This window comes from Pseudomonas sp. 31-12 (assembly GCF_003151075.1).
Taxonomy (GTDB): domain Bacteria; phylum Pseudomonadota; class Gammaproteobacteria; order Pseudomonadales; family Pseudomonadaceae; genus Aquipseudomonas.
On sequence record NZ_CP029482.1, the window covers coordinates 94,261 to 119,964 of the forward strand.

At 60.4% G+C, this 25,704-nt stretch carries 19 protein-coding genes; 13 read left to right on the top strand and 6 right to left on the bottom strand.

All coding sequences use genetic code 11. The features are described 5' to 3' along the window. Nucleotides 1-72 precede the first annotated feature (72 nt). From DJ564_RS00465 to DJ564_RS00480, 4 genes are all read right to left on the bottom strand, one after another. Nucleotides 73-318 carry a GlsB/YeaQ/YmgE family stress response membrane protein gene (locus DJ564_RS00465; protein WP_010465333.1) on the bottom strand — a complete coding sequence of 82 codons (246 nt, stop codon included), beginning with the start codon at nucleotides 316-318 and terminating at the stop codon, nucleotides 73-75. 110 nt (nucleotides 319-428) lie between these two features. Beyond that, nucleotides 429-1,511, bottom strand: coding sequence for a 5-(carboxyamino)imidazole ribonucleotide synthase (locus DJ564_RS00470; RefSeq protein WP_109626813.1), 1,083 nt, complete (start codon nucleotides 1,509-1,511; stop codon nucleotides 429-431). An 11-nt stretch (nucleotides 1,512-1,522) separates the two neighbouring features. Continuing rightward, nucleotides 1,523-2,014 carry a 5-(carboxyamino)imidazole ribonucleotide mutase gene (purE, locus tag DJ564_RS00475; RefSeq protein ID WP_008150032.1) on the bottom strand — a complete coding sequence of 164 codons (492 nt, stop codon included), beginning with the start codon at nucleotides 2,012-2,014 and terminating at the stop codon, nucleotides 1,523-1,525. A 330-nt stretch (nucleotides 2,015-2,344) separates the two neighbouring features. Beyond that, nucleotides 2,345-3,262, bottom strand: coding sequence for a LysR substrate-binding domain-containing protein (locus DJ564_RS00480; RefSeq protein ID WP_109626815.1), 918 nt, complete (start codon nucleotides 3,260-3,262; stop codon nucleotides 2,345-2,347). Nucleotides 3,263-3,442: 180 nt separating this feature from the next. On the opposite strand from DJ564_RS00480, the gene aspA reads away from it, so the two are divergent. The 7 genes from aspA to DJ564_RS00520 all read left to right on the top strand — a co-directional run bounded on the left by aspA (nucleotide 3,443) and on the right by DJ564_RS00520 (nucleotide 16,337). Continuing rightward, a complete protein-coding gene (aspA, locus tag DJ564_RS00485) occupies nucleotides 3,443-4,867 on the top strand; it encodes an aspartate ammonia-lyase (protein ID WP_109626817.1) in 1,425 nt (474 codons plus the stop codon). Between the two features lie 525 nt (nucleotides 4,868-5,392). Continuing rightward, the gene (locus DJ564_RS00490) at nucleotides 5,393-6,844 is read left to right on the top strand and encodes a sodium:alanine symporter family protein (protein ID WP_109626819.1); all 1,452 of its coding nucleotides are present in this window, start codon (nucleotides 5,393-5,395) and stop codon (nucleotides 6,842-6,844) included. 139 nt (nucleotides 6,845-6,983) lie between these two features. After that, entirely contained in the window at nucleotides 6,984-7,988 is a 1,005-nt protein-coding gene (locus DJ564_RS00495) for an asparaginase (protein ID WP_109626821.1), read from the top strand. Between the two features lie 223 nt (nucleotides 7,989-8,211). Further along, entirely contained in the window at nucleotides 8,212-9,204 is a 993-nt protein-coding gene (locus tag DJ564_RS00500) for an AraC family transcriptional regulator (protein WP_109626823.1), read from the top strand. Between the two features lie 263 nt (nucleotides 9,205-9,467). Then, nucleotides 9,468-10,499 carry a histone deacetylase family protein gene (locus DJ564_RS00510; RefSeq protein ID WP_109626827.1) on the top strand — a complete coding sequence of 344 codons (1,032 nt, stop codon included), beginning with the start codon at nucleotides 9,468-9,470 and terminating at the stop codon, nucleotides 10,497-10,499. Between the two features lie 12 nt (nucleotides 10,500-10,511). Further along, entirely contained in the window at nucleotides 10,512-11,612 is a 1,101-nt protein-coding gene (locus DJ564_RS00515; protein WP_109626828.1) for a polyamine ABC transporter substrate-binding protein, read from the top strand. A 144-nt stretch (nucleotides 11,613-11,756) separates the two neighbouring features. Next, a complete protein-coding gene (locus DJ564_RS00520; RefSeq protein ID WP_109626830.1) occupies nucleotides 11,757-16,337 on the top strand; it encodes a DUF6543 domain-containing protein in 4,581 nt (1,526 codons plus the stop codon). 75 nt (nucleotides 16,338-16,412) lie between these two features. Here the strand turns inward: DJ564_RS00520 and DJ564_RS00525 are convergent, their stop codons facing one another. After that, nucleotides 16,413-17,960, bottom strand: coding sequence for a PLP-dependent aminotransferase family protein (locus tag DJ564_RS00525; protein WP_109626832.1), 1,548 nt, complete (start codon nucleotides 17,958-17,960; stop codon nucleotides 16,413-16,415). A 90-nt stretch (nucleotides 17,961-18,050) separates the two neighbouring features. On the opposite strand from DJ564_RS00525, the gene DJ564_RS00530 reads away from it, so the two are divergent. The 3 genes from DJ564_RS00530 to DJ564_RS00540 are packed head-to-tail and all read left to right on the top strand — an operon-like array spanning nucleotide 18,051 to nucleotide 19,819. Then, nucleotides 18,051-18,674, top strand: a complete 624-nt coding sequence (locus DJ564_RS00530; RefSeq protein ID WP_109626833.1) for an FMN-binding negative transcriptional regulator — start codon at nucleotides 18,051-18,053, stop codon at nucleotides 18,672-18,674. A gap of 9 nt (nucleotides 18,675-18,683) precedes the next feature. After that, a complete protein-coding gene (locus DJ564_RS00535) occupies nucleotides 18,684-19,130 on the top strand; it encodes a GNAT family N-acetyltransferase (RefSeq protein WP_109626835.1) in 447 nt (148 codons plus the stop codon). 17 nt (nucleotides 19,131-19,147) lie between these two features. Further along, complete coding sequence (locus DJ564_RS00540; RefSeq protein WP_109626837.1) at nucleotides 19,148-19,819, top strand: GNAT family N-acetyltransferase; 672 nt, start codon at nucleotides 19,148-19,150, stop codon at nucleotides 19,817-19,819. A gap of 117 nt (nucleotides 19,820-19,936) precedes the next feature. Here the strand turns inward: DJ564_RS00540 and DJ564_RS00545 are convergent, their stop codons facing one another. After that, nucleotides 19,937-20,836, bottom strand: coding sequence for a homocysteine S-methyltransferase family protein (locus tag DJ564_RS00545; RefSeq protein WP_109626838.1), 900 nt, complete (start codon nucleotides 20,834-20,836; stop codon nucleotides 19,937-19,939). Between the two features lie 112 nt (nucleotides 20,837-20,948). Between DJ564_RS00545 and DJ564_RS00550 the strand changes: the two genes are divergently transcribed. From DJ564_RS00550 to DJ564_RS00560, 3 genes are all read left to right on the top strand, one after another. Further along, a complete protein-coding gene (locus tag DJ564_RS00550; protein ID WP_109626840.1) occupies nucleotides 20,949-21,770 on the top strand; it encodes an ABC transporter substrate-binding protein in 822 nt (273 codons plus the stop codon). Beyond that, nucleotides 21,767-22,603, top strand: coding sequence for an amino acid ABC transporter permease (locus tag DJ564_RS00555; protein ID WP_109626842.1), 837 nt, complete (start codon nucleotides 21,767-21,769; stop codon nucleotides 22,601-22,603). Before DJ564_RS00550 ends, DJ564_RS00555 begins: the two co-directional genes overlap by 4 nt. A gap of 84 nt (nucleotides 22,604-22,687) precedes the next feature. After that, the gene (locus DJ564_RS00560) at nucleotides 22,688-25,651 is read left to right on the top strand and encodes an autotransporter domain-containing protein (RefSeq protein WP_109626844.1); all 2,964 of its coding nucleotides are present in this window, start codon (nucleotides 22,688-22,690) and stop codon (nucleotides 25,649-25,651) included. Nucleotides 25,652-25,704 lie beyond the last annotated feature (53 nt).

Genomic DNA, 25,704 nt, shown 5'->3' on the forward strand with positions numbered 1-25,704 from the left:
GGACGGTGTAACGCCGAGCATTCTAGCCCTCCCCGCCTGCGGCGCGGAGAGGAGAGGACTTCGTCGCATGAATCAGTTCTTTCTGATCAAACCGTAGATCACCAGCAACACCACCGCGCCGACCAGCGCACCGATGAAGCCTGCACCTTCGCCCGCGTGATAGATGCCCAGAGCCTGGCCGCCATAAGTGGCCGCCAGCGAACCGCCGATACCGAGCAGGATAGTCATGATCCAGCCCATGCTGTCATCGCCCGGTTTCAGGAACCGGGCCAGCAGGCCGACGATCAAGCCGATAAAGATGGTTCCGATAATTCCCATGACATTTCCCTCTGAGTAAGTGGCTATGCGAAAGCCTAGTCAGACTTTCGCATCCTGCCATGAGAGAACGGCGGACCTTGAATGGTTCCGCCGCTGCCACATGAAACTGTTTATTCGGCGATGAGCGCTTCGACCTTGAGGATCTGCGCGGCCAGTGTTTCGCGGTTTGCACAACGCAGGTTGGCGTGACCGACCTTGCGGCCGACCTTGAACGCCTTGCCATAGTGGTGCAGATGGCAATCGGCGATGGCCAGGACTTTCTCGGTGTCCGGCACTTTACCGATGAAGTTGAGCATTGCGCTCTCGCCGACCTTGGCCGTCGAACCCAGCGGCAGACCGGCAACGGCTCGCAAGTGGTTTTCGAACTGGCTGCACTCGGCGCCTTCGGTGGTCCAGTGCCCGGAGTTGTGCACGCGCGGGGCGATTTCGTTGGCCTTGAGGCCACCGTCGACTTCGAAGAACTCGAACGCCATCACGCCGACGTAATTCAACTGCTTGAGCACGCGGCTGGAGTAGTCTTCGGCCAAAGCCTGCAGCGGGTGGTCGGTGCTGGCCACGGACAGCTTGAGGATGCCGCTGTCGTGGGTGTTGTGAACCAGTGGGTAGAACCTGGTTTCACCATCGCGAGCACGCACGGCGATCAGCGAGACTTCACCGGTAAACGGCACGAAGCCTTCCAGCAGGCAGGCCACGCTGCCCAGTTCGGCGAAGGTGCCGACCACATCTTCCGGTTTGCGCAGGACTTTCTGGCCCTTGCCGTCGTAACCCAGGGTGCGGGTTTTCAACACGGCCGGCAGACCGATGGAAGCGACAGCGGCGTCCAGATCGGCTTGCGATTGAATGTCGGCAAACGCCGGGGTGGGAATCCCCAGGTCCTTGAACATGCTCTTCTCGAACCAGCGATCACGAGCGATGCGCAGGGCTTCGGCGCTTGGGTAGACCGGGACGAATTGCGACAGGAACGCCACGGTTTCAGCCGGGACGCTTTCGAACTCGAAGGTCACCAGATCAACTTCATCGGCCAGCTGGCGCAAGTGATCCTGATCGCCGTAATCGGCCCGCAGGTGTTCGCCCAACGCAGCTGCGCAAGCATCCGGCGCCGGGTCCAGAAAAGCGAAGTTCATGCCCAGCGGAGTGCCCGCCAACGCCAACATGCGACCCAACTGGCCGCCACCGATTACACCGATCTTCATCGTCAACAACCTCAGGCGATGCGTGGGTCTGGATTTTCCAGGACGCTGTCTGTCTGCTCAGCACGGAATTTTTTCAGCACCGCGTGGAATTGCGGGTGCTTGGCGCCGAGGATACTCGCCGACAGCAGGGCAGCGTTGATCGCGCCGGCCTTGCCGATGGCCAGGGTGGCAACCGGGATGCCCGCAGGCATCTGCACGATCGAGAGCAGCGAATCGACGCCCGAAAGCATCGACGACTGCACCGGAACGCCCAGCACCGGCAGGTGGGTCTTGGCCGCACACATGCCAGGCAAGTGGGCCGCGCCACCGGCACCGGCGATGATCACCTCGATGCCACGCGCCTCGGCCTCTTCGGCGTACTGGAACAGCAGGTCCGGGGTGCGGTGGGCGGAGACCACTTTCACCTCGTAAGGGATGCCGAGCTTTTCCAGCATATCGGCGGTGTGGCTAAGGGTGGACCAATCGGACTTGGAGCCCATGATCACGCCAACCAGTGCACTCATCGTCGTGCCTCTTCTCTCTGGGCGCCCGCAGGCGCGTCAAAAAACAACAAGCCACGCAAAATGCGTGGCTTGATTGTACGAATTATGGCCAGTCAAGCCGGCCGAAGGCCGCGCAGTATACCTTAATGAAGCAGATAAACAGCCCCTGAAACGACCATCCGTCATACGGCGCAAAGTGCCGGTTTTATTGACTTGAAGGTCAGTCAATTACACCCCCAATCCCTCGTGGGAGCGGGCTTGCTCGCGAAAGCGGTGGGTCAGTCGATATCAATGTTGTCTGACCCACCGCATTCGCGAGCAAGCCCGCTCCCACATTTGATCGTCAGGGTCTCAGGAACCGGTTGTGCCTTGGGCCGCGCCGCCTTCCAGCTTGCGCCACAACAACCGCACATTCGCCTTGCGCACCAGCGCGCAGCGATACAGACGAATCTCCAGCGGCACATGCCATTGCGGGCCGCCGCACACCACCAGCTCACCGCGCGCCAGCTCGGCGCGCACACTCAATTGCGGCACCCACGCAATCCCCAACCCCTCCAGCGCCATGCTTTTCAAGCTGTCGGCCATGGCGGTCTCATAGATGGTGGTGAAGCGCAGCGCACGCTGACGCAGCAGCATGTTCACCGAACGCCCGAGAAACGCACCCGCGCTATAGGCCAGCAGCGGCACACTGCCCTCGCCCTCCAGATCAAACAACGGCTTGCCATCGGCATCCGCTGCGCAGACAGGAAGCATTTCGGTGTCGCCGAGGTGCAGGGACGGGAAGATTTCCGGGTCCATCTGCAAGGCTGCGTCCGGGTCATAGAACGCCAGCATCAAGTCGCAACCGCCTTCTCGCAGCGCATGCACCGCATCGCCGACGTTAGTCGCCACCAACCGCGTGGCGATGTTCAAACCTTCATTACGCAATTGCGCGATCCAGCGCGGAAAAAAGCCCAATGCCAGGGAGTGAGCGGCAGCCACTTGCATCACTTCACCCTGCCCGCCTTCCAGATGATGAAGGTGGCGCAGCACTTCGCCGAGCTGTTCGACCACGGTTCGTGCGGTCACCAGGAACAACTGCCCCGCCGCCGTCAGTTCGACGGGCGTGCGCGAGCGATTGACCAGCGTCAACCCCAGCGCGGCTTCAAGGCTGCGGATCCGGCGGCTGAACGCCGGCTGAGTCACGAAGCGTCGTTCCGCAGCCTGGGAGAAGCTACGTGTCGCGGCCAGAGCGCTGAAGTCCTCGAGCCATTTACTTTCCAGATTCATCACGTCCTCCCAGACACGCACCAAATTAGGTCACACGCTCGCCGCACACGCGGCGTCACATGGGCATTATGCCGAATGTGCATAGGCTAGTGTTTAACAGCATTGGCCGAAAATTCTCCACAAGCCTAGCATTTGCAGCGTTCCGGCACAGACCGGGTCCTTATCGAGATGATTTCTATCATGTCCTCCGCTGCATCTTTCCGCACAGAAAAAGACCTGCTTGGCGTACTCGAAGTACCTGCTCAAGCGTATTACGGCATCCAGACCCTGCGAGCGGTGAACAACTTCCGTCTCTCCGGCGTTCCGATTTCGCATTACCCGAAGCTGGTTGTCGGTCTGGCGATGGTCAAACAGGCCGCCGCTGACGCCAACCGCGAGTTGGGTCACCTGAGCGAAGCCAAGCACGCTGCCATCAGCGAAGCCTGTGCACGTTTGATCCGCGGCGATTTCCACGAAGAGTTCGTGGTGGACATGATTCAAGGCGGCGCTGGCACTTCGACCAACATGAATGCCAACGAAGTCATCGCCAACATCGCGCTGGAGGCCATGGGTCACCAGAAGGGCGAATACCAATACCTGCACCCGAACAACGACGTGAACATGGCGCAGTCGACCAACGACGCCTACCCGACCGCGATCCGTCTGGGTCTGCTGCTGGGTCACGACGCGCTGCTGGCCAGCCTCGACAGCCTGATCCAGTCGTTTGCTGCCAAGGGTGTTGAATTCAGCCACGTCCTGAAGATGGGTCGTACCCAGCTGCAAGACGCCGTGCCGATGACCCTGGGCCAGGAATTCCGCGCCTTCGCCACCACGCTGAGCGAAGACCTGGCGCGCCTGAAGACCCTGGCGCCTGAGCTGCTGACCGAAGTGAACCTGGGCGGCACCGCGATCGGCACCGGCATCAACGCCGACCCGCGCTACCAGCACCTGGCCGTTGAGCGTCTGGCCCTGATCAGCGGTCAACCGCTGGTTCCGGCGGCCGATCTGATCGAAGCCACCTCCGACATGGGCGCCTTCGTGCTGTTCTCCGGCATGCTCAAGCGCACCGCGGTGAAGCTGTCGAAGATCTGCAACGACCTGCGCCTGCTGTCCAGCGGCCCACGCACCGGCATCAACGAAATCAACCTGCCGGCGCGTCAGCCAGGCAGCTCGATCATGCCAGGCAAGGTCAACCCGGTAATCCCGGAAGCGGTTAACCAGGTGGCGTTCCAGATCATCGGCAACGACCTGGCCCTGACCATCGCGGCCGAAGGCGGTCAGTTGCAACTGAACGTGATGGAGCCGCTGATCGCGTTCAAGATTTTCGACTCGATCCGCCTGCTGCAACGCGCCATGGACATGCTGCGCGAGCACTGCATCGTCGGCATCACCGCCAACGAAGAGCGCTGCCGTGAACTGGTCGAGCACTCGATCGGCTTGGTCACCGCGCTGAACCCGTATATCGGCTATGAAAACGCCACCCGCATCGCTCGTATCGCGCTGGAAAGCGGCCGCGGCGTGCTGGAACTGGTGCGCGAAGAAGGCTTGCTCGACGATGAAATGCTCGCCGACATCCTGCGCCCGGAAAACATGATTGCTCCGCGTCTGGTGCCTTTGAAGGCATAACCAGACGCAACATCGGCTCTTGCTCCTTTAACGAAGAGCACCAAGGGCCACGCTCACCAGGTCGAGGGACTAGACACCTCTCACCTTTTGAGGGCTTGGGGATCTATTCCCCAGGCCCTTTTTTTTAACTCTTTGAGCAACACGCAGAACCTGTGGGAGCGGGCTTGCCCGCGATGAACGATAACGCGGCGTACCTGAAAAACCGCGGTGACTGCATCGCGGGCAAGCCCGCTCCCACAAGAACCGGACCTCCAAAGGGTCAGGCGTTTCAAGGCTTCGTTTCGTCGCTTGCACCACAACCGTGCAGACGGACGGCACTCTCCTAGGTATAGTGCCGCCCCTCTTCGCGTGAGCGGTCGTCGGTAACGAGGCCCAAACCCATGCGAAACCCGAACTAATAACAAACCTGCGATATGGGCCCGGGACGAACACACGCCTCACTGTTGTGCCATGTGCACTCCGGTGTAACGCGATGTTTCTACCTGCCCAGCATTTGCCTAAACAAAAAACAGCGAGGAATAATCCATGCTCGAAGTCATTAACGACTTCCTCTCAGGGAAAGTACTGATCGTGCTCATTGTCGGGCTCGGTAGCTACTTCACGATCCGCTCGCGTTTCGTTCAATTGCGCCACTTCTTCCACATGTTCGCGGTGTTCCGCGACAGCCTGAAAAGCAGCGCCGGGCAACTCAGTTCGTTCCAGGCCCTGATGCTCAGCCTTGCGGGACGTGTCGGCGCGGGTAACATCGCCGGTGTCGGTATCGCCGTGACCCTGGGTGGCCCAGGTGCGGTGTTCTGGATGTGGGTGACCGCACTGGTCGGCATGTCCAGCAGCTTCTTCGAATGTTCCCTTGGTCAGCTCTACAAACGTACGGATGCCGACGGCACCTACCGTGGCGGCCCGTCCTACTACATCCAGCACGGCCTGCAGAAGCGCTGGCTGGGTATGGTCATGGCGTTCCTGCTGCTGGTGACCTTCGGCTTCGCCTTCAACGGCCTGCAAGCCCACGCCGTGACTCACTCGCTGAACAACGCCTTCGGCCTTGACACCACCTACACGGGCCTCGCCCTGGCGGTGTTGCTGGGCCTGGTGTTCATCGGCGGGATCAAGCGCATCGCCAAGGTCGCTGACCTGCTGGTGCCGGTCAAAACCCTGGTGTACATCGGCGTGACCATTTACGTGATCGTGCTGCAATTCGACCACGTTCCAGCGATGTTGATGACCATCGTCAAAAGCGCCTTCGGTCTCGACCAGGCCTTCGGCGGCCTGATCGGCAGCGCCATCGTCATGGGCGTGAAGCGTGGCGTGTTCGCCAACGAAGCGGGCCTGGGCAGTGCGCCGAACGTGGCCGCAGTCGCTTCGGTCGAGCACCCGGTGGCACAAGGCGTGGTCCAGGCGTTCAGCGTGTTCCTCGACACCTTCGTGATCTGCACCTGCACCGCGCTGCTGATCCTGCTGTCGGGCTTCTACACCCCGGGCTTCGAAGGCGACGGCATTGCTCTGACCCAGAACTCGCTGGCCGCCGTGGTTGGTGACTGGGGCCGCAGTTTCATTTCCGTAGCCCTGTCGTTGTTCGTGTTCACCTCGATCCTCTACAACTACTACCTGGGCGAGAGCAACCTGCGCTTCATGATCGGTGAAAACCGCAAGGCGCTGATCGGCTATCGCGTGCTGGTACTGGTGTTGATCTTCTGGGGTGCGATCGAAAACCTCGGCACGGTGTTCGCCTTCGCCGACATCACCATGACCTTGCTCGCGTTCGTGAACCTGATCGCACTGTTCCTGCTGTTCAAAGTCGGCATGCGCATCCTGCGTGACTACGATGACCAGCGTGCTGCCGGGATCAAGACGCCAGTGTTCGACTCGAGCAAGTTCCCGGATCTGGATCTGGACCTGAAAGCCTGGCCAGCCAATCCGCCAGCGGCTGCTCCAAAGGCTGAAGCCGAGCCGCAAGGCGTACCCGCAGCGCAACGCTGATCGTTAAACGAAGGGTGCACAAACCTGTGGGAGCCAGCCTGCTGGCGATGACGGACTGTCAGTTGACACATTAGTGTCTAACATACCGCCATCGCGAGCAGGCTCGCTCCCACATGTCATCTCTTGCGGAGGCTTCCCCATGGTTCCCAATTCCTTTCCTGCCGCTCAGCACGTCATGGTGCTCTACACCGGTGGCACCATCGGTATGCAGGCCAGCGCCAATGGCCTGACTCCGGCGTCCGGTTTCGAAGCGCGGATGCGCGAATACCTGCACAGTCAGCCTGAACTCGTGGTACCGCAGTGGCGCTTTCGCGAGATGTCGCCGCTGATCGACAGTGCCAACATGAGCCCGGCGTACTGGCAGCAACTGCGTGAAGCGGTGGTCGACGCCGTTGATGTCCAGGGCTGCGACAGCGTATTGATCCTGCATGGCACCGATACCCTCGCCTACAGCGCCGCCGCGATGAGTTTTCAATTGCTCGGTCTGAATGCCCGCGTGGTGTTTACCGGTTCGATGCTGCCGGCCGGCGTGACCGACAGCGATGCCTGGGAAAACCTCAGTGGCGCGTTGGTTGCTCTGGGCAACGGCCTGGCACCGGGCGTTCATTTGTACTTCCACGGCGAACTGCTGGACCCGACTCATTGCGCGAAGGTTCGTAGTTTCGGTCGCCATCCGTTCAAGCGCCTGGAGCGTCAGGGCGGTGGTGTAAAAGCCACTTCGCTGCCGGCTCAATTGAATTACAACCAGAGCAAGCAATTGGCGAAAGTTGCTGTGTTGCCGTTGTTTCCCGGTATCGGCGCCGAGCAACTGGATGGCGTGCTGAATAGCGGCATTCAAGGTTTGGTGCTGGAGTGCTACGGCAGCGGCACTGGGCCGAGCGATAACCCTGAGTTTCTGGCCGCTCTGGAGCGGGCGCGGGACAAAGGTGTGGTTGTTGTCGCCGTCACCCAATGCCATGAAGGTGGCGTTGAGCTGGATGTCTACGAGGCCGGTAGCCGGTTGCGCGGCGTTGGCGTGCTTTCGGGCGGCGGCATGACCCGTGAAGCGGCGTTCGGCAAGTTGCATGGGTTGCTGGGTGCCGGGCTGGACACCGCCGAAGTGCGGCGCCTGGTCGAGCTCGACCTTTGCGGTGAACTCAGCTGACCTTGAGGCCGGACACAAACCCTGTGGCGAGGGAGCTTGCTCCCGCTGGAGTGCGAAGCGCTCCTGAAATCGACGACGGAATATGTTCAGGAATGTTGCGTCAGCCGGATTGCGGCCGCTGCGCGCCCGAGCGGGAGCAAGCTCCCTCGCCACAGGTAATGGTCGTCACACGATGGGCACATAACTTGCTGCCGTTCCAGCATTCCCAAGGCTGGAACATCCCATGCTCCACTCCCACCTCACCACCCTCAACGCCGTCTCCCTGGTGCTCAACACCTTCAAGGCCGAAGGCTTGTCCAGCGAAGCACTGCTGGCGGGAAGTGGCATCAGCGCGGCGGATCTGAGTCGGGCGGACACGCGCATCACCACCAATCAGGAGATGCAGGTCTGCGCCAACGCCGTCGCGCTCAAGCGTGATATCGGCCTGGAACTGGGTCGGCGGATGCACGTTTCGTCCTACGGCATGCTCGGTTATGCGCTGCTCACCAGTGCCACCTTCGGTGACGCTTTGCGCTTGGCGATGCGTTATCCGGCGCTGTTGGGAACACTTTTCGAGTTAAGCCTGGAAGATGACGGCGAGCGTGTGTGGTTCGTGGCTGCCGATTATCGAGAGAACCCGGCGCTGGCCGTGTTCAACGCTGAATTCTGTCTGGTGTCGTTGAAAGTCATCTGCGATGACTTGCTCGGGCACCCGCTGCCCTTACTTGCAGCTCGCCTGGAACATGCGGCACCGGACTATCAGGCGACCTACGCCGAACACTTCAATTGCCCGCTGCACTTTGAGGCGCGGGACAACGCCTTCGCCTTTGACAAGCGTTGGCTCGACCAACCCTTGCCGCTCGCCGATGTGATAACTCATCAGGCGATGGTCGAACGCTGCCGCAAGCAGAACACCGAATTCACCGGACGTCAGGCGTGGCTGGGGCGGATTCGGCAGTTGCTCCGCGCGCAACTGAATGCGGCGCCGGGGCTGGAAGGTTTGGCGTTACAGATGAATTGTTCGGCGCGCACCTTACGTCGCCACCTCAAGGATCTGGGGTGCAGCTATCAGGAATTGCTCGACGAACTGCGCTTCGATCAGGCCAAGCAGATGCTTTGTGAGGATCAGCTGCCGATCTACCGGATCGCCGAGGCGCTGGGCTTCAGCGAAACCGCGAGTTTTCGCCATGCGTTCGTGCGCTGGAGCGGCGTGGCGCCGAGTCAGTTCAGACCCTGACCCGCCCCTGTGGCGAGGGAGCTTGCTCCCGCTGGTCTGCGCAGCAGACCCAAACCAAACACCGCATTCCTCTCTTCAGATAGCATTTGCCGGGTTGCGGCTGCTACGCAGCCGAGCGGGAGCAAGCTCCCTCGCCACAGAGGGGCGAATTTCGGTCAAATCTTTTGGCCACATAAATCCCCTTTTGGCCTTTCCTGCCGTTCTCTCAAACGCCGCGTCCCGCAAGACTGTGTTCAACCGAATCAGCCTGCGGAGAACAAGAAATGCTGACGATCTACTCGGACGATCACCACCTGCACCACGGCCGTTGTGAATTGATGGATGGGCAATTGATGCCCTGCTTCGAAATGCCCTCACGTGCCGACCATGTGCTGCAACGGGTGCAAACGCAGAACCTCGGCCCGGTCGAAGCGCCGCAGGATTTTGGCCTGGACCCGATCGCGCGCATCCACAGCCGCGCCTACCTCGACTTCTTCAAAGGCGCCTGGGCACGCTGGACCGAATTCAACACCGACGGCGACTTGCTGCCCTACACCTGGCCGGCCCGCACCCTGCGTCGGATTATCCCCACCAGCCTGCACGGCCAGCTCGGCTATTACAGCTTCGACGGTGGCGCACCGATCACCGCCGGCACCTGGAAAGCGGCGTACAGCGCAGCGCAAGTGGCCCTCACCGCACAAGCTGCGATCCAGCGCGGCGCCCGCAGTGCTTTCGCGCTGTGCCGTCCACCGGGACACCATGCCGCCAGCGACTTGATGGGCGGTTATTGCTACCTCAACAACGCCGCCATTGCCGCTCAGGCCTTCCTCGATCAGGGCCACAAAAAGGTCGCGATCCTCGACGTCGACTACCACCACGGCAACGGCACCCAATCGATTTTCTACGAACGCAGCGACGTGCTGTTCACCTCGATTCACGGCCATCCGGAAGCCGAGTTTCCGTTCTTCCTCGGCTATGAAGACGAACTCGGCGAAGGGGCCGGCGAAGGCTTCAACTTCAACTACCCTTTGCCGGCCGGCAGCGGCTGGGACAGCTGGAGTGCAGCGCTGGAACAAGCCTGCAAAGAGATCGAGCAATACGGCGCGGACATCGTTGTCGTGTCCCTGGGCGTCGACACGTTCAAGGACGATCCGATCTCTCAATTCAAGCTCGACAGCCCGGATTACCTGGCCATGGGCGAGCGCATCGCGAAGCTCGGCAAACCGACGCTGTTCGTGATGGAAGGCGGATACGCGGTCGAAGAAATCGGCATCAATGCCGTGAACGTTCTCGAAGGTTTTGAAAGCGCCCAATGAGGAATTAGAACAATGAACAGACTCAAGCGTTTTATTGCACCGGTGCTGTGCGCCACGGTGCTCGGTGGCGCCGCCCATGCTGAAGAGCGAACGTTGCGCGTCTACAACTGGTTCGACTACATCACCCCCAAGGCGCTGGAAGACTTCAAGGCACAGAACACCCAGACCAAACTGGTCTACGACATCTTCGACACCAATGAAGCACTCGAAGCCAAGCTGCTGACCGGCAACTCCGGCTACGACGTGGTGGTGCCGTCCAACGTGTTCCTCGCCAAGCAGATCGAAGCCGGCGTGTTCCAGCCGCTGGACCGCAGCAAACTGCCGAACTGGAACCACCTCGATCCGAAGCTGATGAAGCTGCTGGAAGGCAACGATCCGGGTAACAAATTCGCCGTGCCGTACATGTACGGGACCATCCTGATCGGCTTCAACCCGGACAAGGTCAAAGCCGCCCTGGGCGACAACGCGCCGGTTGACAGCTGGGACCTGATCTTCAAGGAAGAGAACATCAGCAAGCTCAAGCAGTGCGGCGTCGCCCTGCTCGACTCGCCGTCGGAGATCCTGCCGCTGGCCCTGCAACACCTCGGCCTGGACCCCAACAGCAAGAAGCCGGCGGACTACGAAAAGGCTGAAGCGCTGTTGATGAAAATCCGGCCGTACATCACCTACTTCCACTCCTCCAAATACATGGCTGACATCGCCAACGGTGACATCTGCGTCGCGGTCGGTTATTCCGGCAGCTTCTCCCAGGCGGCCAACCGCGCCAAGGAAGCCAAGAACGGTGTGATCGTCGACATGCGCCTGCCGAAAGAAGGCGCGCCGATCTGGTTCGACATGCTCGCCATTCCCAAAGGTGCGAAGAACCCGGAAGACGCCTACACCTTCATCAACTACCTGCTGCAACCGCAAGTGATCGCGCCGGTCAGCGACTTCGTCGGCTACCCGAACCCGAACAAGGACGCCACGGAAATGGTCGATCCGGCGATCCGCAACAACCCGAACCTGTACCCGACCGAAGCGGCGATGGGCACGCTGTATACCCTGCAACCGTTACCGCGCGATGCTGAACGTGCGCGGACCCGGGCCTGGACCAAGATCAAGTCCGGGACCTGATTCCCCGCCAAATAAAAGACCCGCGTGATGGCGGGTCTTTTTTGCCTGCGATACATATCTACCACCTTCAGCCCTCGACGGCCCTCTACCTTGCCCGAACACAGCGCTGTCCCATCGGCGCTTCACCGGCAACAGGAAACGGCCATGCCCGAGACTCCCTCCAACATCTCTGAAGACATACTGACCCAACTCGTGACCGGCCCTTCGATCAGGGAAGTCGCTTCAGCCTCATTGCGCTCCGCCCTCGACACCGCGTATCCACACCTGCACATCGACCCGAACCTGGCTGTGGTGGTGACGCCCGTCTGGACACTCGCCGGCGAACAGGCCAGGCCGGGCAGCAACCGGATCGAGTCCCTCACCGACGTGCTGGTGCGGCTCGCTTTATCCGGAACGACGGTGACCTACATCGACGGTGAACATTTTCTGACCCTGCCATCGGCTGTCGACTCGGCCATTCATCTGCCGGTAAAGATCGATACCCTTGGGTGCCAGCTCAACAAACTGGCCAGGCTGCTGTTCGTGGCCTATCAGGAACAGCAACTCGAGTACTGGAACCAGCCCACAGCGGCCTCGACACCTCGCTGGCATCAACTCTGCGGTGCGCTGCGCAACATCTGGAACGTCGACGAAAAGGCCGGCTGGGACGAAGACCAGCGGGCCATTGCCCTCGCCGTCTACGGTTACCCACAACAGACCGAACGGCAACCTCATGACAAATACTCAATCAAGGCCTGCCTGATTGACGTCGACTGTCTCGACAATCAGACCACCCATCACTTGAGACTGCTGGACACCGCGGTGGTGGTGGGCACCCACGATGAACGCACAATTGTCGTGACCCATTCGATCGCAGAAGGCTTCAGGCACTACAACTCACTGGCGTCATTGGGCGAAACGCTGGCCAGGCGCATTGCTGCCTCGAAGGGTGATAGCACGCTGAAATGGCGCCTGTACGAACCCACCGGAGATTTTTTTGATCATCAGGCCTGTGCACTGATTGCGCTCGAGGTCGATGCCATCGGTTTACTCGGTGGCGCTGTTGCCGCACTGACGCCATCCCTTGCGCCGCAGGTGAGCGCCGCAGCGAAACATTTCACGGACTATCACGAGCAGCCCTCTTCACGTTTCAGCCAGATCCAGGGTCTGTTGCCAGACTGGCTGACCAATGCGTCACCCACAGACCTGACCCGCTACAGCCGACACTTGATGGACCTCGCGCTGCTACGGGAACAGGACGCCGGCAAATCCTTCGATGAGGGCATCCCCTCTCTTCCTGACTTTGCCTTGCAAGCGCTGACCGATCAGATGATCAAGGACAACAAGATCGAGAATCAGGCGGCCGCGACAAAGCTGAAACTGAAGGACATCGAAGTCACTATCACCAGTCTCGTCGTCCTCGGCGCGATCATCGTACCCGGCAAAACCCGGACCCTCACGCTGACGCTGGTGGAGTTGGCACTGCAAAACCTGATTGACTCGCCACCAGGCAACAAGACGGTGCAATACAAAAACGGTGACGCGGCGCCCGCGTGGATGACACCGTCCTACCTGGAAGACTTGGTCACCACAGTGAATATCGGGCAAACCTACCCCAGCCTGATCAAAAACAAACTCCTCGCCGCCCCCACGGAAAGCCTGCGCCGACAGAACCTCTACACCCGCCACCTGCGCATACAACTGCCGCTTCAGGCACTCCAACTCAAGGTTCGTGGCGAGGCTGGCATCGACGAACAGGGCTACCGTTATGCAGTCGCGGCCATGCAGGAAAAGGCGGCAGATCGATACGTCGACGGGCTGGAAATCGTCATTCGTCCGCTGGCATTCATTCCCGGGGGACGTACCGACAGCAAGGCCGACGTTGTGGCCAATATGTTTGTGATCGGACCGCGACTGGCTGATAAAGGACCCTGCCTCCTGTATCGGCCGCTGCTGGATCTTCCGCTGGTTCAATATGGCGGCGAGGCGAACCTGTTATATGCGATCAAGCACAACAAGGCGCTGCGCCAGTCAGTCCTGGCCTGGCTGCCGGAAGACGTGCACTTCAACTACTCGCAATATGTGTTTCCTGGTCAATTGCCTTCTGTCTGGACGCTGTCGCAATGGTTGACCGACCCCACCTCGGCACTGGGCATGATGGGCGCGCTTAGCTTGAGTGCGACGCCTGTCGTCGAACCGTCTGCGCAGGCACTGTTCACCGACAACGCCAATGCGCTGGTCACCCTGGCCGACCGCCAAGCGGTCTCCAATGCTGAACGTCGCTGGGCCACGCTCAAGCAGGGCGCATGGATGCTGTTCAATGTGGCACTTCCCTTTTTCGGGCGCACGGGCGCAACGGCTGCCTGGATATGGCAAATCATGGACGATTTGCACCAGGCCAATGAAGCCGGGCAAGCGGATGACAACGATCAGGCATGGGCCGCACTGACGGATCTGTTTCTGTCCCTGGGCATGGTGCTTGCCCATCGCGCGGCCACTCGCAACAAACCCGCGGTGCGCGCTGTGGAAAAGAGCCCGATACTCGCTGTAACGCCGCTGCCGACGCCAAAGATTACCGTGACGCAGCTACCCGATCTCGCCGCCGATTATTTACCCGCCAACCATGAAACATCCGTGCATATCCACGGCGTGCTGATGCCGGATTCATTGGCCACCCTGCTGGACGGACTGGCGATTGAAAAACCTGCGGCGTTGAAAGAGTCCTCGACCGAAACCGGCCGTCACCGATTCCTGAGCCCACTGAATCAGAAATGGTATGCCAAGGTCGGTCAGCGCTGGTTCGAAGTCATGCTGGACGACAACGATGATGTGCAGATCATCGACTCACGGCAAACGCCCGCCACAACAGGCCCTCTCTTGATCCATTCGGCGAAGGGTGAATGGTTCATCGACACGCGCCTGAGACTGCGCGGCGGCGGCAGGAATCGAAGGGAAATCGAACGCAAAAACCAACAGCACAAGGACGACTTGAAACGGCAACTGACCGCATTCGATGTCCGTAAGCCGGGCTTGAAAAAAGAGCTCGATGCCGTGGAAAAAGCGGCCGACGCCAATCGCCAGCCCTTGATCGACGTATTGAATTCACAGCTGACGGAATATGGCGCCTATATCGAGCAGCTCAAGACTTACAACGCCCTCGAGACCATCTCCAACTACCGCCCGGTAATGGTCAGCTGCCTGGATTATCAACTGTCACTGACGCAGAAATGGTTCGAGCGGCAAAACCGTGAGTTCGGTGAGCGTATGCGCCAATCCCTCGCCCTTCCGGGCAACGAGACAACCGCAGGCGCCCAGTCGCCCCGCCAGACACATCAACTCACCAGCGACATGACCCAGGGGGTTATCGACAAGATCGAGTTCGCCCATGCGCGCATCGAAGAACTGCTGCGACTGGGCAAAGAAGGGGCAGAAGCGGCGCGGGAATACAGGGCTCTGCTACCGTCGTTCAGTCTGCACGACTTGAAACTGTTCCAGATCAGCCTGGCTCAGGAGCTATGCCTCAGCGACAGCGGTACTGTCGCCACACCGCTGGCTCGCCAGGCCATGCAACAGATAGTCGAAGATGCCGGCCTCACCATCCAGTCCTCGCTGGACCTTGCTGCCGAAGACAGTGCGCTACCACTGCTCGAACGGATCGACGGTTTCAATGATCTGGTGGAACAGTTCGCGACCCTGGACCTACGGATTCTCGATCTGCCCGAAGAATATCCGCAACAGCTGCTGCAGCCGCCACTCAATCTCATGCGCCAGCGAATCGAAACGTTCAAGGAACAGAGCATGAATCATCTGGTGGGCCTGTTGCATGAGCGCAGATTGCTGGAGCCGACTCCGGGGCCTTCCCGCCCTGCTCCGTCCACCAGACGCCTGATCAAAACTCGCTTCAAGGGCACGGTGGTCGGCAAGCTCCGCGACCGCGCAGCCGCGGATGACACCGACCTGATCGACGTCACTTCGCCGCTCACCCACAAAGTCATCGCGACCTTTCACGAAAAAACCCCCGGTGTGTGGCTCGAACATGTGCCGCTCGCGACAAAAGTGCCGACAACGCCACGCCCGGATTTGGCTGCCAGCATTCAGGCGGGTCAGTCACTGCTGGATCGATCAGGGGCATTTACCCGCCGCACCGAGGCAATTGCACAACGGGCAGGGCGTATCCCGGTGGAAATCGAAGACATGTTTCATCAACAGGCCCGCCAGTTGGAAGCCGCCGCCGATGCCATCGAAAGGGCCCTGACCGATAAAAACCTCACCGACAGCGGGCCGGGTTCTGGTGCCAACATTGCCAAGAGCCTCAACGAAGAGGCGACCCGCTTTTACGAAAAGGGCCGCGCGACCCGGATCGACATGATCAAGCGACAACTCCCCACTGCGCCTCGCGTTGATTGGCTGCACGAAAGAGGCTTGGTGAATATCGTCAAGAACGCCGGTCGAAAACAGACAAAGCGCAGGAAGGACTATTTCGACGAGTATGAAATTCGTGACTCTGCCACCGGGAATGTACTTTGGTACGCCCACTTTCATTACCCCAAGCCCGACACAGCAGTCGGAGGGTATACCGCTGCCCATCTGAAAACTGTCGCGCAACGAACACTGGGTGGTGCATTTGATTGGCAAACAGCCCGTACCAACAACGAATTGATCGCGATCAATCGCAGCGAAATCAGCTCTCAACTGGCCAAATCGCTGTTTTTGCCAAAGGTAAAACCCACGGTCTCCAGAACGTGAGCGCTCGAAAACGATGACCTGCGCAAACTGTTTCTGGAGCTGGAACCTCAGGCCAGGAACTGAGGTGCAATGCGCTTAACGCCAGACCTTTTCCAGACGCCCGAGTGCGGCACGGATCGCAGCCTCGGGCACCGCCGCGAAACCCAGGACCAGCCCGGCGCGCTGGTCCGCTGGTAGTGTCGAATCCGGCAACCAGTAGCTGCTCAGCGCATTGATCTCGACATCGACGCTGGCCGCTTGCTCCACCAACTCGCGCTCACGGGCCTGCGAGCCGACCGCCACCGTCAGATGCAGCCCTGCCGCGACACTCGGCAAGCTACCGATGCCGGGGATGTTCTGCGGCCAACCGGCCAATAAGGTATTGCGTCGGCTCAGGGCCGCACGGCGCATGCGGCGGATATGCCGCTGGAAATGCCCGGCGGCCATGAACTCGGCCATGACCGCTTGAGTGCTCACCTCAGAATGCCGTACGTCCACCGCTCGCCGTTGCGAGAATGCCTGAACCAAACCGGGCGGCAGCACCAGATAACCCAGCCTTAGGGCCGGGAAAGCAACTTTGCCAAACGTCCCGACATACAAGACCCGCCCCTGCCGATCGAGAGCCGCCAACGGGGCCAGCGGCGCGCCGCTGTAGCGGTATTCGCCATCGTAGTCATCCTCGACAATCCAGCCTTGGGTGCGCTCGGCCCACGCCAGCAATTCGAGGCGACGCGCCAGACTCATGACCACCCCGGTCGGGTATTGATGAGAAGGCGTGACATACGCCAACCGACAATCGCTGAGGCCATTCAATTCGTTGCAGTTAATGCCCTCGCTGTCCACCGCCACGCCATGCAGTTTCGCACCGGCCACGGCGAACGCATGACCTGCCGCCCGATACCCCGGATTCTCAATCGCCACCCCATCGCCCGGCTCCACCAGCAGCTGTGCACAAAGGCTAATCCCCTGCTGCGCGCCACTGGTGATCACTATTTGCTCAGCCGAGCACTGCATCCCTCGCGAACTGCGCAAATACGCGGCGATCATGCCGCGCAAACGCTCATCACCCGCCGGATCGCCATAACACAGTTGCTGTAAATCCGGTTTGCGCCAGAAAGCCGCATTCAGCTTGGCCCACACCTCGAAAGGAAACAGATCGAATGCCGGCACGCCGACCCGAAAGGCCTTGGGCGGACCACTCGGTGGGGTCGGCAAATGGTTGCTCTCGACTCGTCCCAACGCACCGCTGTGGATAACTTTACTGGATGAAACCACAGGCAAATCAAGCCAATTTGTGGATAAGGCTGTGGGTAACCCTGTTGACAACCCTGTGGATACTTTTGTGGATAATTTTTTTGCTGAGACCGAGGTCTGGGGCAATTGCGCAACGTAAGTCCCGTCGCCGACACGCCCCTCGATAAACCCCTCGGCATAGAGTTGATCGTAGGCCCGCACCACGCTGTTTCGAGAAATCGCCAGCGCCGCCGCCAGATCCCGGCTGGCCGGTAATCGCGTGCCACTGGCCAGGCGTCCGTCCAGTACGCGCAGGCGCAATGCCTGATAGAGCTGGCGACTCAAGCCCTGACGACGATCCAGTTCGATACCGGCGGGATTGAATGACAAGGAAAGCGGCGCTTCGCTCATGACAATGGACCTATGAAATTGGTCATTAATGGCTCTTACAACAGACCAATAGCCTGCCTAGGATGGACGCATTCGCCAAGGAATAATTCCATGTACAACCCCAGCGGCTTTGCCATCAAAGATTTGTCTGAACTGCAGCAGCAGATACTCGATACCCGTCTCGCCATGGTGGTCACCCACGGCGAGCAAGGTCTGCAAGCCAGTCATTTGCCATTGTTATTCAACCCTGAGCAGGGCCCGAATGGCACCCTCTTTGGCCACTTCGCCCGGGGTAATCCTCAGTGGAAGGAACTGCAGGATGGCGCCGAAGCGCTGGTGATTTTTGCCGGCGCCGATGCCTACGTCAGCCCGGGGTTTTACCCGAGCAAAGCCGAGCACGGCAAAGTCGTACCGACCTGGAACTACGTCGCCGTACATGCATACGGCACGGCCGAAGTGTTCACCGACGCTGATCGTCTGCTTAACCTGGTCAGCGCGCTGACCGATCGCCATGAAGCTGGCCGCGCTCAGCCATGGAAAGTGGCAGACGCACCCGCTGATTACATCGACGGCATGCTCAAGGCCATCGTCGGATTCGCCCTGCCGATCCACCGTCTGGAAGGCAAGCGCAAGCTCAGCCAGAACCGCAGCACCGCAGACATCGCCGGTGTGCGCGAGGGGCTCGCCGCCAGCCCTGATGTGCACGACCAGGCCCTCGCCCACTTGATGCGTTAAGGAATGAACATGAGTCAGATTGAAATTCGCCAGGTCAGCGCCGACGATCACGCCGCCTGGTTGCCGCTGTGGCAAGCCTACCTGCGCTTCTACAACACCGAATTGCCAGATGCAGTCACTGACAGCACCTGGCAGCGCATGCTCGACCGCAATGAACCGACTCATTCGGCGCTGGCGTGGGTCGATGGCAAAGCGGTGGGCATGGTGAACTTCATCTACCATCGCTCGAACTGGAGCATCGAAAACTCCTGCTACCTTCAAGACTTGCTGGTAACGCCGGAAACACGGGGCACCGGCATCGGCCGCAAGCTGATCGAATTCGTCTATGCCACCGCCCAGGCGGACGGTTGCTGCAAAGTCCACTGGCTGACCCACGAAACCAACGCCACCGCGATCCAGCTTTACGAGCGCATCGCCGAACGCCCCGGTTTCATCCAGTTTCGCAAAGCCCTTTAAGGTTCAAGGAGAACAGCATGTCGACTTCACTCGCAGACTGGAAAGGCGTCCCGGCGCCGTCGGTTAAAACCATTGAAGGGCGTTTCATCCGCCTGGAAAAACTCGACCCGGCACGTCACGCCGAGGGTTTGTGGAAAGCCCTGCAAGGCCCGGGAGCGGACCCGAAACTCTGGGACTATTTGCCGTACGGCCCTTTTCCGGAACGCAGCGCTTTCAACGATTGGCTGAACAATCACGCGGCCAACAGCGACCCGTATTTCTTCAGCGTGATCGACCGTGCCAGCGGTGAAGTGCAGGGCCTCCTGAGTCTGATGTCGATCGTCCCGGCCCAAGGTCGCATCGAAATCGGTCACGTCACCTTCGGCGCATCGATGCAGCGTTCGCCGAAAAGCACCGAAGCGGTTTATTTGCTGGCCAAGGAATCCTTTGCGCTGGGCTACCGGCGCCTGGAGTGGAAGTGCAACAACGGCAACGCCCGCTCCAAGTACGCGGCAGAGCGGTTGGGGTTCAGTTTTGAAGGCGTGTTCCGACAGCACATGGTGGTCAAGGGACAGAACCGGGACACCGCGTGGTATTCGATTCTGGATTCAGAATGGCCGGCGATTGGCGCAGGTTTTGAGCGGTGGCTATCCGATGAAAACCAGACGGATTCCGGGCAGGTGAAAACACTGGCTGAGTGCCGCGGGTAATTTGTCGACTGTACTGACGTCTTCGCGAGCAAGCCCGCTCCCACACTTGACCTGCGACGACCACGGCATTGTGGCCAACCGAAGATCCTGTGGGAGCGAGCCTGCTCGCGATGGACATCACGCTAACTTTTGGGCAAGCACCGCAATATGCTCCGGCCCAATCCCGCAGCATCCGCCCAAATGACTGGCGCCGCGCGCTTTCCAGTCAGCCGCCCATTGGAGATACCCCGGCGGATCGAGGTCTTCACGCAACGGGTCCAGACCATCGTTGGCCGTGGCCTCTTTCGGTTGTGGCGGGAAGGCATTGGCGTACGCACCGATGTGGATCTTCACCCCCAAACGCTGGAAGGTTTGCCGCGCCGCATCAATCGCAGCGCCGATCACTTCTGGCTGACTGCAGTTGAACAGCAACGCCTCGACACCCAGCTCGGCAGCCACCGTTGCGGCCTCAGCGACAGGCTCACCCGAACGCAAACGCGGCACTTCGTCCGTGTCTTCATCCTTCAAGGTAAATGACAGCCAGAACGGTTTTCCGTCCTTGGGCAGTCCGGCGTGGATTGCTCGCGCCTCGACGATGGAGCTTTGTGTTTCGGCTAGCCACAGGTCGACATGAGGCGCCAGCCCGTTGACCAACGGCGTCAGCAATTCTGTCACCCGAGCAGCATCAAACAGGTCAGGACGATAGGAGCCGAACAGCGGTGGCAACGAACCGGCCACACGCACAGCCTTGCCCGAAGCTTCTACTGCCCGGCGCGCCAGCTCACCGGCCAGCGCCGCGAGGGCCTGCCCTTCTGCTGCAAAACGCTCTTCGCCGATGTGAAACGGCACCACCGCATAACTGTTGCTGGTGATCACGTTGGCGCCACTGTCGATATAAGCCGCGTGCACCGCCTCTACCGCCCGCGGCGCTTCGCTCAAAGCCAGCGCCGACCATTCGGGCTGTCTGAACGGCGCTCCTGCGCGCTGCAGCTCACGACCCATGCCGCCATCCAGAATTACCGTGCTTCCTGCGCCCATATGCTTTTCACTCATATGCTTATGAAAATAACTCACTACCAAGGTAGTTCTTATAACTATTTAATACGCACCATCCGGTTAATAACAACCACTTTTTTTTCAGGGATCGACTGTGAAATTTCAACCACTCCTGGCCCTGGGCCTGACGATTCTGGCTGTCTCCGGCCAAGCCTTCGGCGGAGCGACACTGGACCGCATCGAGCAGAAGAAAGAACTGGTGGGCGTGTTGATGGAAAGCTATCCACCGTTCTCTTTCCTCAACGACCAGAACCAGCTCGACGGATTTGACGTCGATGTAGCCAAAGCCGTGGCGGACAAACTGGGCGTCAAACTGCGCCTGGAAACGCCGTCCTGGGACGTCATCGCCGCCGGACGCTGGAGTGGCCGCTACGACATCTGCGTCTGCTCGATGACGCCGAGCAAGGCACGGGCTGAAGTCTTCGATTTCCCGGTCGAGTATTACGCCTCACCAGCGGTGATAGTGGTCAATGCCAAGGATGATCGCATTCACAGCGCCAAGGACCTGAGCGGCAAGAAAGTCGGCCTCACCAGTGCGTCCAGCTACGAAAGTTACCTGAACAAAAACCTGGTTATCGAAGGTGCTGAAGACACCCAGTTGCAGTACCCGTTCGAGGATGTGCAGATCGCGCCGTATGACACCGATAACGTGGCGTTCCAGGACCTGGGCCTCGGCGCTGGCGTGCGGCTGGATGCAATCCTCACCAACCTCGTCACCGCGCAACCGCGCCTGACCGAAGACAAACGCTTCAAGCTGGCTGGCGAGCCGCTGTACTCGGAGCCAAACTCGGTGGCCATCGAGAAAGGCGACGCACAGTGGGACGCCAAGGTGCGTGAGGTCTTTGCGCAACTGAAACAGGACGGCACCCTGAGCAAGCTCTCGCAAAAATGGATCGGCGCCGACATCAGCCAATGACTTCTTTCCCGACACCTCCTCAACCGCCGCAACCGGTGGCTGAGTCGCGGCTGCAACGCCTCTTCGGTTTCCGCACGCGCTTGTACCTGACGTGGGCGGCGATGTTTGGATTGTTCGCCAGTTTTTTCCTGAGCTTCGACCTGAAGTTCTCGATCATCCTCGACAAACTGCCCAACCTGATCGGCCTGCACCTGGCGCCGAACGGCTTCCTGCAAGGCGCGGCGCTGACGCTGTTTCTGTGCCTGGCCTCAATCGTGACGTCGTCGCTGCTGGGTTTCATCACCGCCCTGGCGCGCCTGTCGAAAAGCGCCGTGGCCTTCGGCATCGCCAGTTTCTACGCCTCGTTCTTTCGCGGCACACCGCTGCTGATCCAGATCCTGCTGATCTACCTCGGCCTGCCGCAACTGGGCATCGTCCCCGGCGCAGTCACCGCCGGCATCATCGCCCTTTCGTTGAACTACGGCGCGTACCTCAGCGAAATCTTCCGCGCCGGAATCCTCGGCGTCGCCCACGGCCAACGCGAAGCCTCCCTGGCACTGGGCATGCGCGAAACCGTGATCTTCTGGCGCGTCACCCTGCCCCAGGCCATGCGCACCATCATCCCGCCGACCACCAACCAATTCATCTCGATGCTCAAGGACTCGTCACTGATCTCGGTGATGGGGGTTTGGGAAGTGATGTTCCTGGCGCAATCGTATGGGCGGTCGAGCTATCGGTATATCGAGATGCTGACGACGGCGGCGATTATTTACTGGGTGATGTCGATTGGTCTGGAGCTGATTCAGGCAAGGATGGAGCGGCATTATGGGAAGGCGTATTTGAGTCGGAGTTAGTCTGAAGGCTGACGCACGGACATCATTCTGTAAAAACCCTCCGCTATACAAGACGGCCCGCTTATAACAAAAAGGCCGTCTCACATGTCCTTCTCTCCCCAGCGCCTGGCATTCAGCATCGCGTTATTGATCAGCACCGGCGCCCACGCCGCCCCCTTCAAAAATGTGCAAATCGACACTGCGACCACCGCCGCACAAACCCTCGGCGGTGCCGACACCCTGACGATCTCGGCGCCAGGCAGCATCACCAACGCGGGCAAGACTGTGAGCCTGAAAGACAGCACCAGCGGCACCGGTGTGGTGATCGATAACGCGGGCAAGATCATCTCGACCGGCGGCCGGGCGATCGACAGCAGCGGCGACCTGACGCAAGCGCGCAACTACAGCATTTACAACCGCGTTGGCGCGCAGATCCTTGGTTTCAATGACGCCCTGCGCATCGACAGCAACTTCGTCAGCGGCAGCCTGCTGATCGATAACAGCGGCATCATCCGCTCCACTACCGGGCAAGGGCTGGACCTGGATGCGTTGCGCAGTGCCGGGGTCAAAACCACGGTCATCAACCGCGCGGGCGGATTGATTCGCGGAGACGCCAGCGATGGCATGAAGACCGGCGCCAACGCGACGATCACCAACTATGGCGAGATCGCTACCGGCGACTCTCGAAGCGCCGACGACAAGTTCGACGGTATCGACATCGATACCGCGACCGGCGTGACGGTGACCAACTACGGCAGCATTTCCGGCGGCCGCCACGGTATTACCACCGACCTCGGCGCGACACTGGCCAACTACGGCCAAATCACCGGTCGCAATGGCTCGGGTTTCGGCTCCGATGGCGACGGCACCGTGATCAACCACGGCACGATTACCGGGTCCTATTCGGGCCTGCAACCTAATGGCGACGGCGATGGCGTGGACATCGACAATCTCGCCCACATAGAGAACTACGGCACCATTCAAGGTATCGGCGCCGGGGGTGTCGACAAGGGTGGTTTCGCTAACGGCAGTGAAGGCATCGCGTTGGGCGGCGGCTATGTGTTGAACGCCAACGGCGCGCTGATCGCCGGCGCCAACAGCGCGATTCTGGTGGACGACGGCAGCGGCGGTTCGGGCGTGGCGGCGACTACGCTGGAAAACTTCGGCACCATTCATGGCCTCGACGGTTTCGGTGTGAAGTTTGTCGGTGAGTTCGCCGACAACGTGATCAACGGCGGCACGATCAGCGGCAGCAACGGCCTGGCGCTGGATCTGGGGGGAGGCAACGACAGCCTGACATTGCGCAACGGCAGTCGCTTCGTCGGTGTAGTCGACGGCGGCAGCGGTGACGACCGCGTGGTAATGGACGACGCGGCGGGCGGCAGCTTCGGCGCGAGTCGCAACTTCGAATGGCTGGAGGTCAAGCAAGGTGCCTGGACGCTGACCGGGAGCGGTGATTTCAGCGATGGCGGCGCGGTGCGCAACGGCGCGACGCTGATCAACCAGGGTGGCATCGCCGGCAGCCTGACCGTCGACGAGGGCGGTGTGTATGCCGGCGGTGGTTCGGTGGGCAACTTGCTGGTCAACGGCACTTTGCGCACCAACACTCAACTCGGCACGGCGACCATCACCCATGACTTGACCATGGGCAGCGGTTCCACTTTGGCCTATGGCGTCAACGCCGACGGCAGCAGCGCGCCGATCAAGGTCGGCGGCGTAGCCAACCTGAACGGCGCCACCCTGGCGGTGAACCCGGGCAGCGGCACCTATCCGTGGCAAAGCCAATACACCGTGCTGCAAGCCGCGAGCATCAACGGCACCTTCGGCAAAGTCACCAGCGACTACGCGTTCCTCACGCCGACCCTCGCGTACACCCCGACCCAGGTCGACCTGACCTACACGCGCAACGATGTCGCGTTCAACGAATTCGCGGTCACGGGTAACGGCAGCAACGCCGCCAACAGCCTGGCCTCGATGAGTAAAAACAACGAGCTCTACAACGCACTGCTCAACACCACCAGCTCCACGGCCGGCGCTGCAATCGAGCAACTCGCCGGCGCCAGCAACGCCAACCTGACCAGCGCCACCCTTGGTGCCATCAGCCAGATTGGCGGCAGCATGCTGTCGGCGATGCAACAAATGAGCGGCGGTTCAGGATTGCTGGTTGGCCTGGATCAGCGCGATACCCCGGTGCTCGCCGCCACCGGCGTCCCGTCCGACGCCCGCAACCTCAACGACCCGAACGCCCAAGGCCGACTCTGGCTGCAAGCCATCGGCGGCTACGGCAAGCTCGATGGCGAACACGGCAACAGCGGTCTGGAACAACGCACCAAGGGCACCGTGCTCGGGACTGATTGGGCGCTCGATCCGCAATGGCGCCTGGGTGTTCTCGGCGGCTATTCGAAAACGGATCTGGACGCCACGGGAGTCGATGGCAACGTCGAGAGTTGGCACGCCGGCGTTTACGCCTTGCGCCAAAGCGGACCCTTCGCTTTGCGTCTCGGCGCCGCGTACAGCGGCCATCAAGGCGAAAGCAAACGTACTGTCGCTTTCAACGGTTTCAGCGACCGACCAAAAGGCGATTACGACGCCGACAGCCAACAGGCCTTCGCCGAACTCGGGTACGCGATGGGCAGCGGTCGCCTCAGCGCCGAACCGTTTGCCAGCCTCGGCTACCAGCGTTATCACCGCGACAGCTACCAGGAAAAAGGTGGAGCCGCAGCGTTGCAGGTGGACGAAGAAACACAGGACAACTTCAGCAGCACCTTCGGCCTGCGCCTGGCACACCTGAGTTCGCTGGAGAACGGCATGAGCCTGACGCCACGCATGACCGCTGGCTGGAAACACACCTATGGCGATGTCAGCAACTCGACGCGCCAGGCATTTGTAGTCGGAGGAACGGCGTTCAGTGTCGATGGCAGTTCGCTGGATCGTGACAGTCTGGTGCTGGAAGCCGGGCTGGATCTGGGTATTTCAGCGCGGCATTCGGTGGGGGTGGGTTATAGCGGGGAGATGGGGAGCAACAGCCGCAATCATGGGGTGATTGGGCAGTGGCAGATGAGTTTTTGATTTTTCGCCAATGGACGCTTCCCCCAATGCTGTAGGGAAAGGCTTCTAATGCT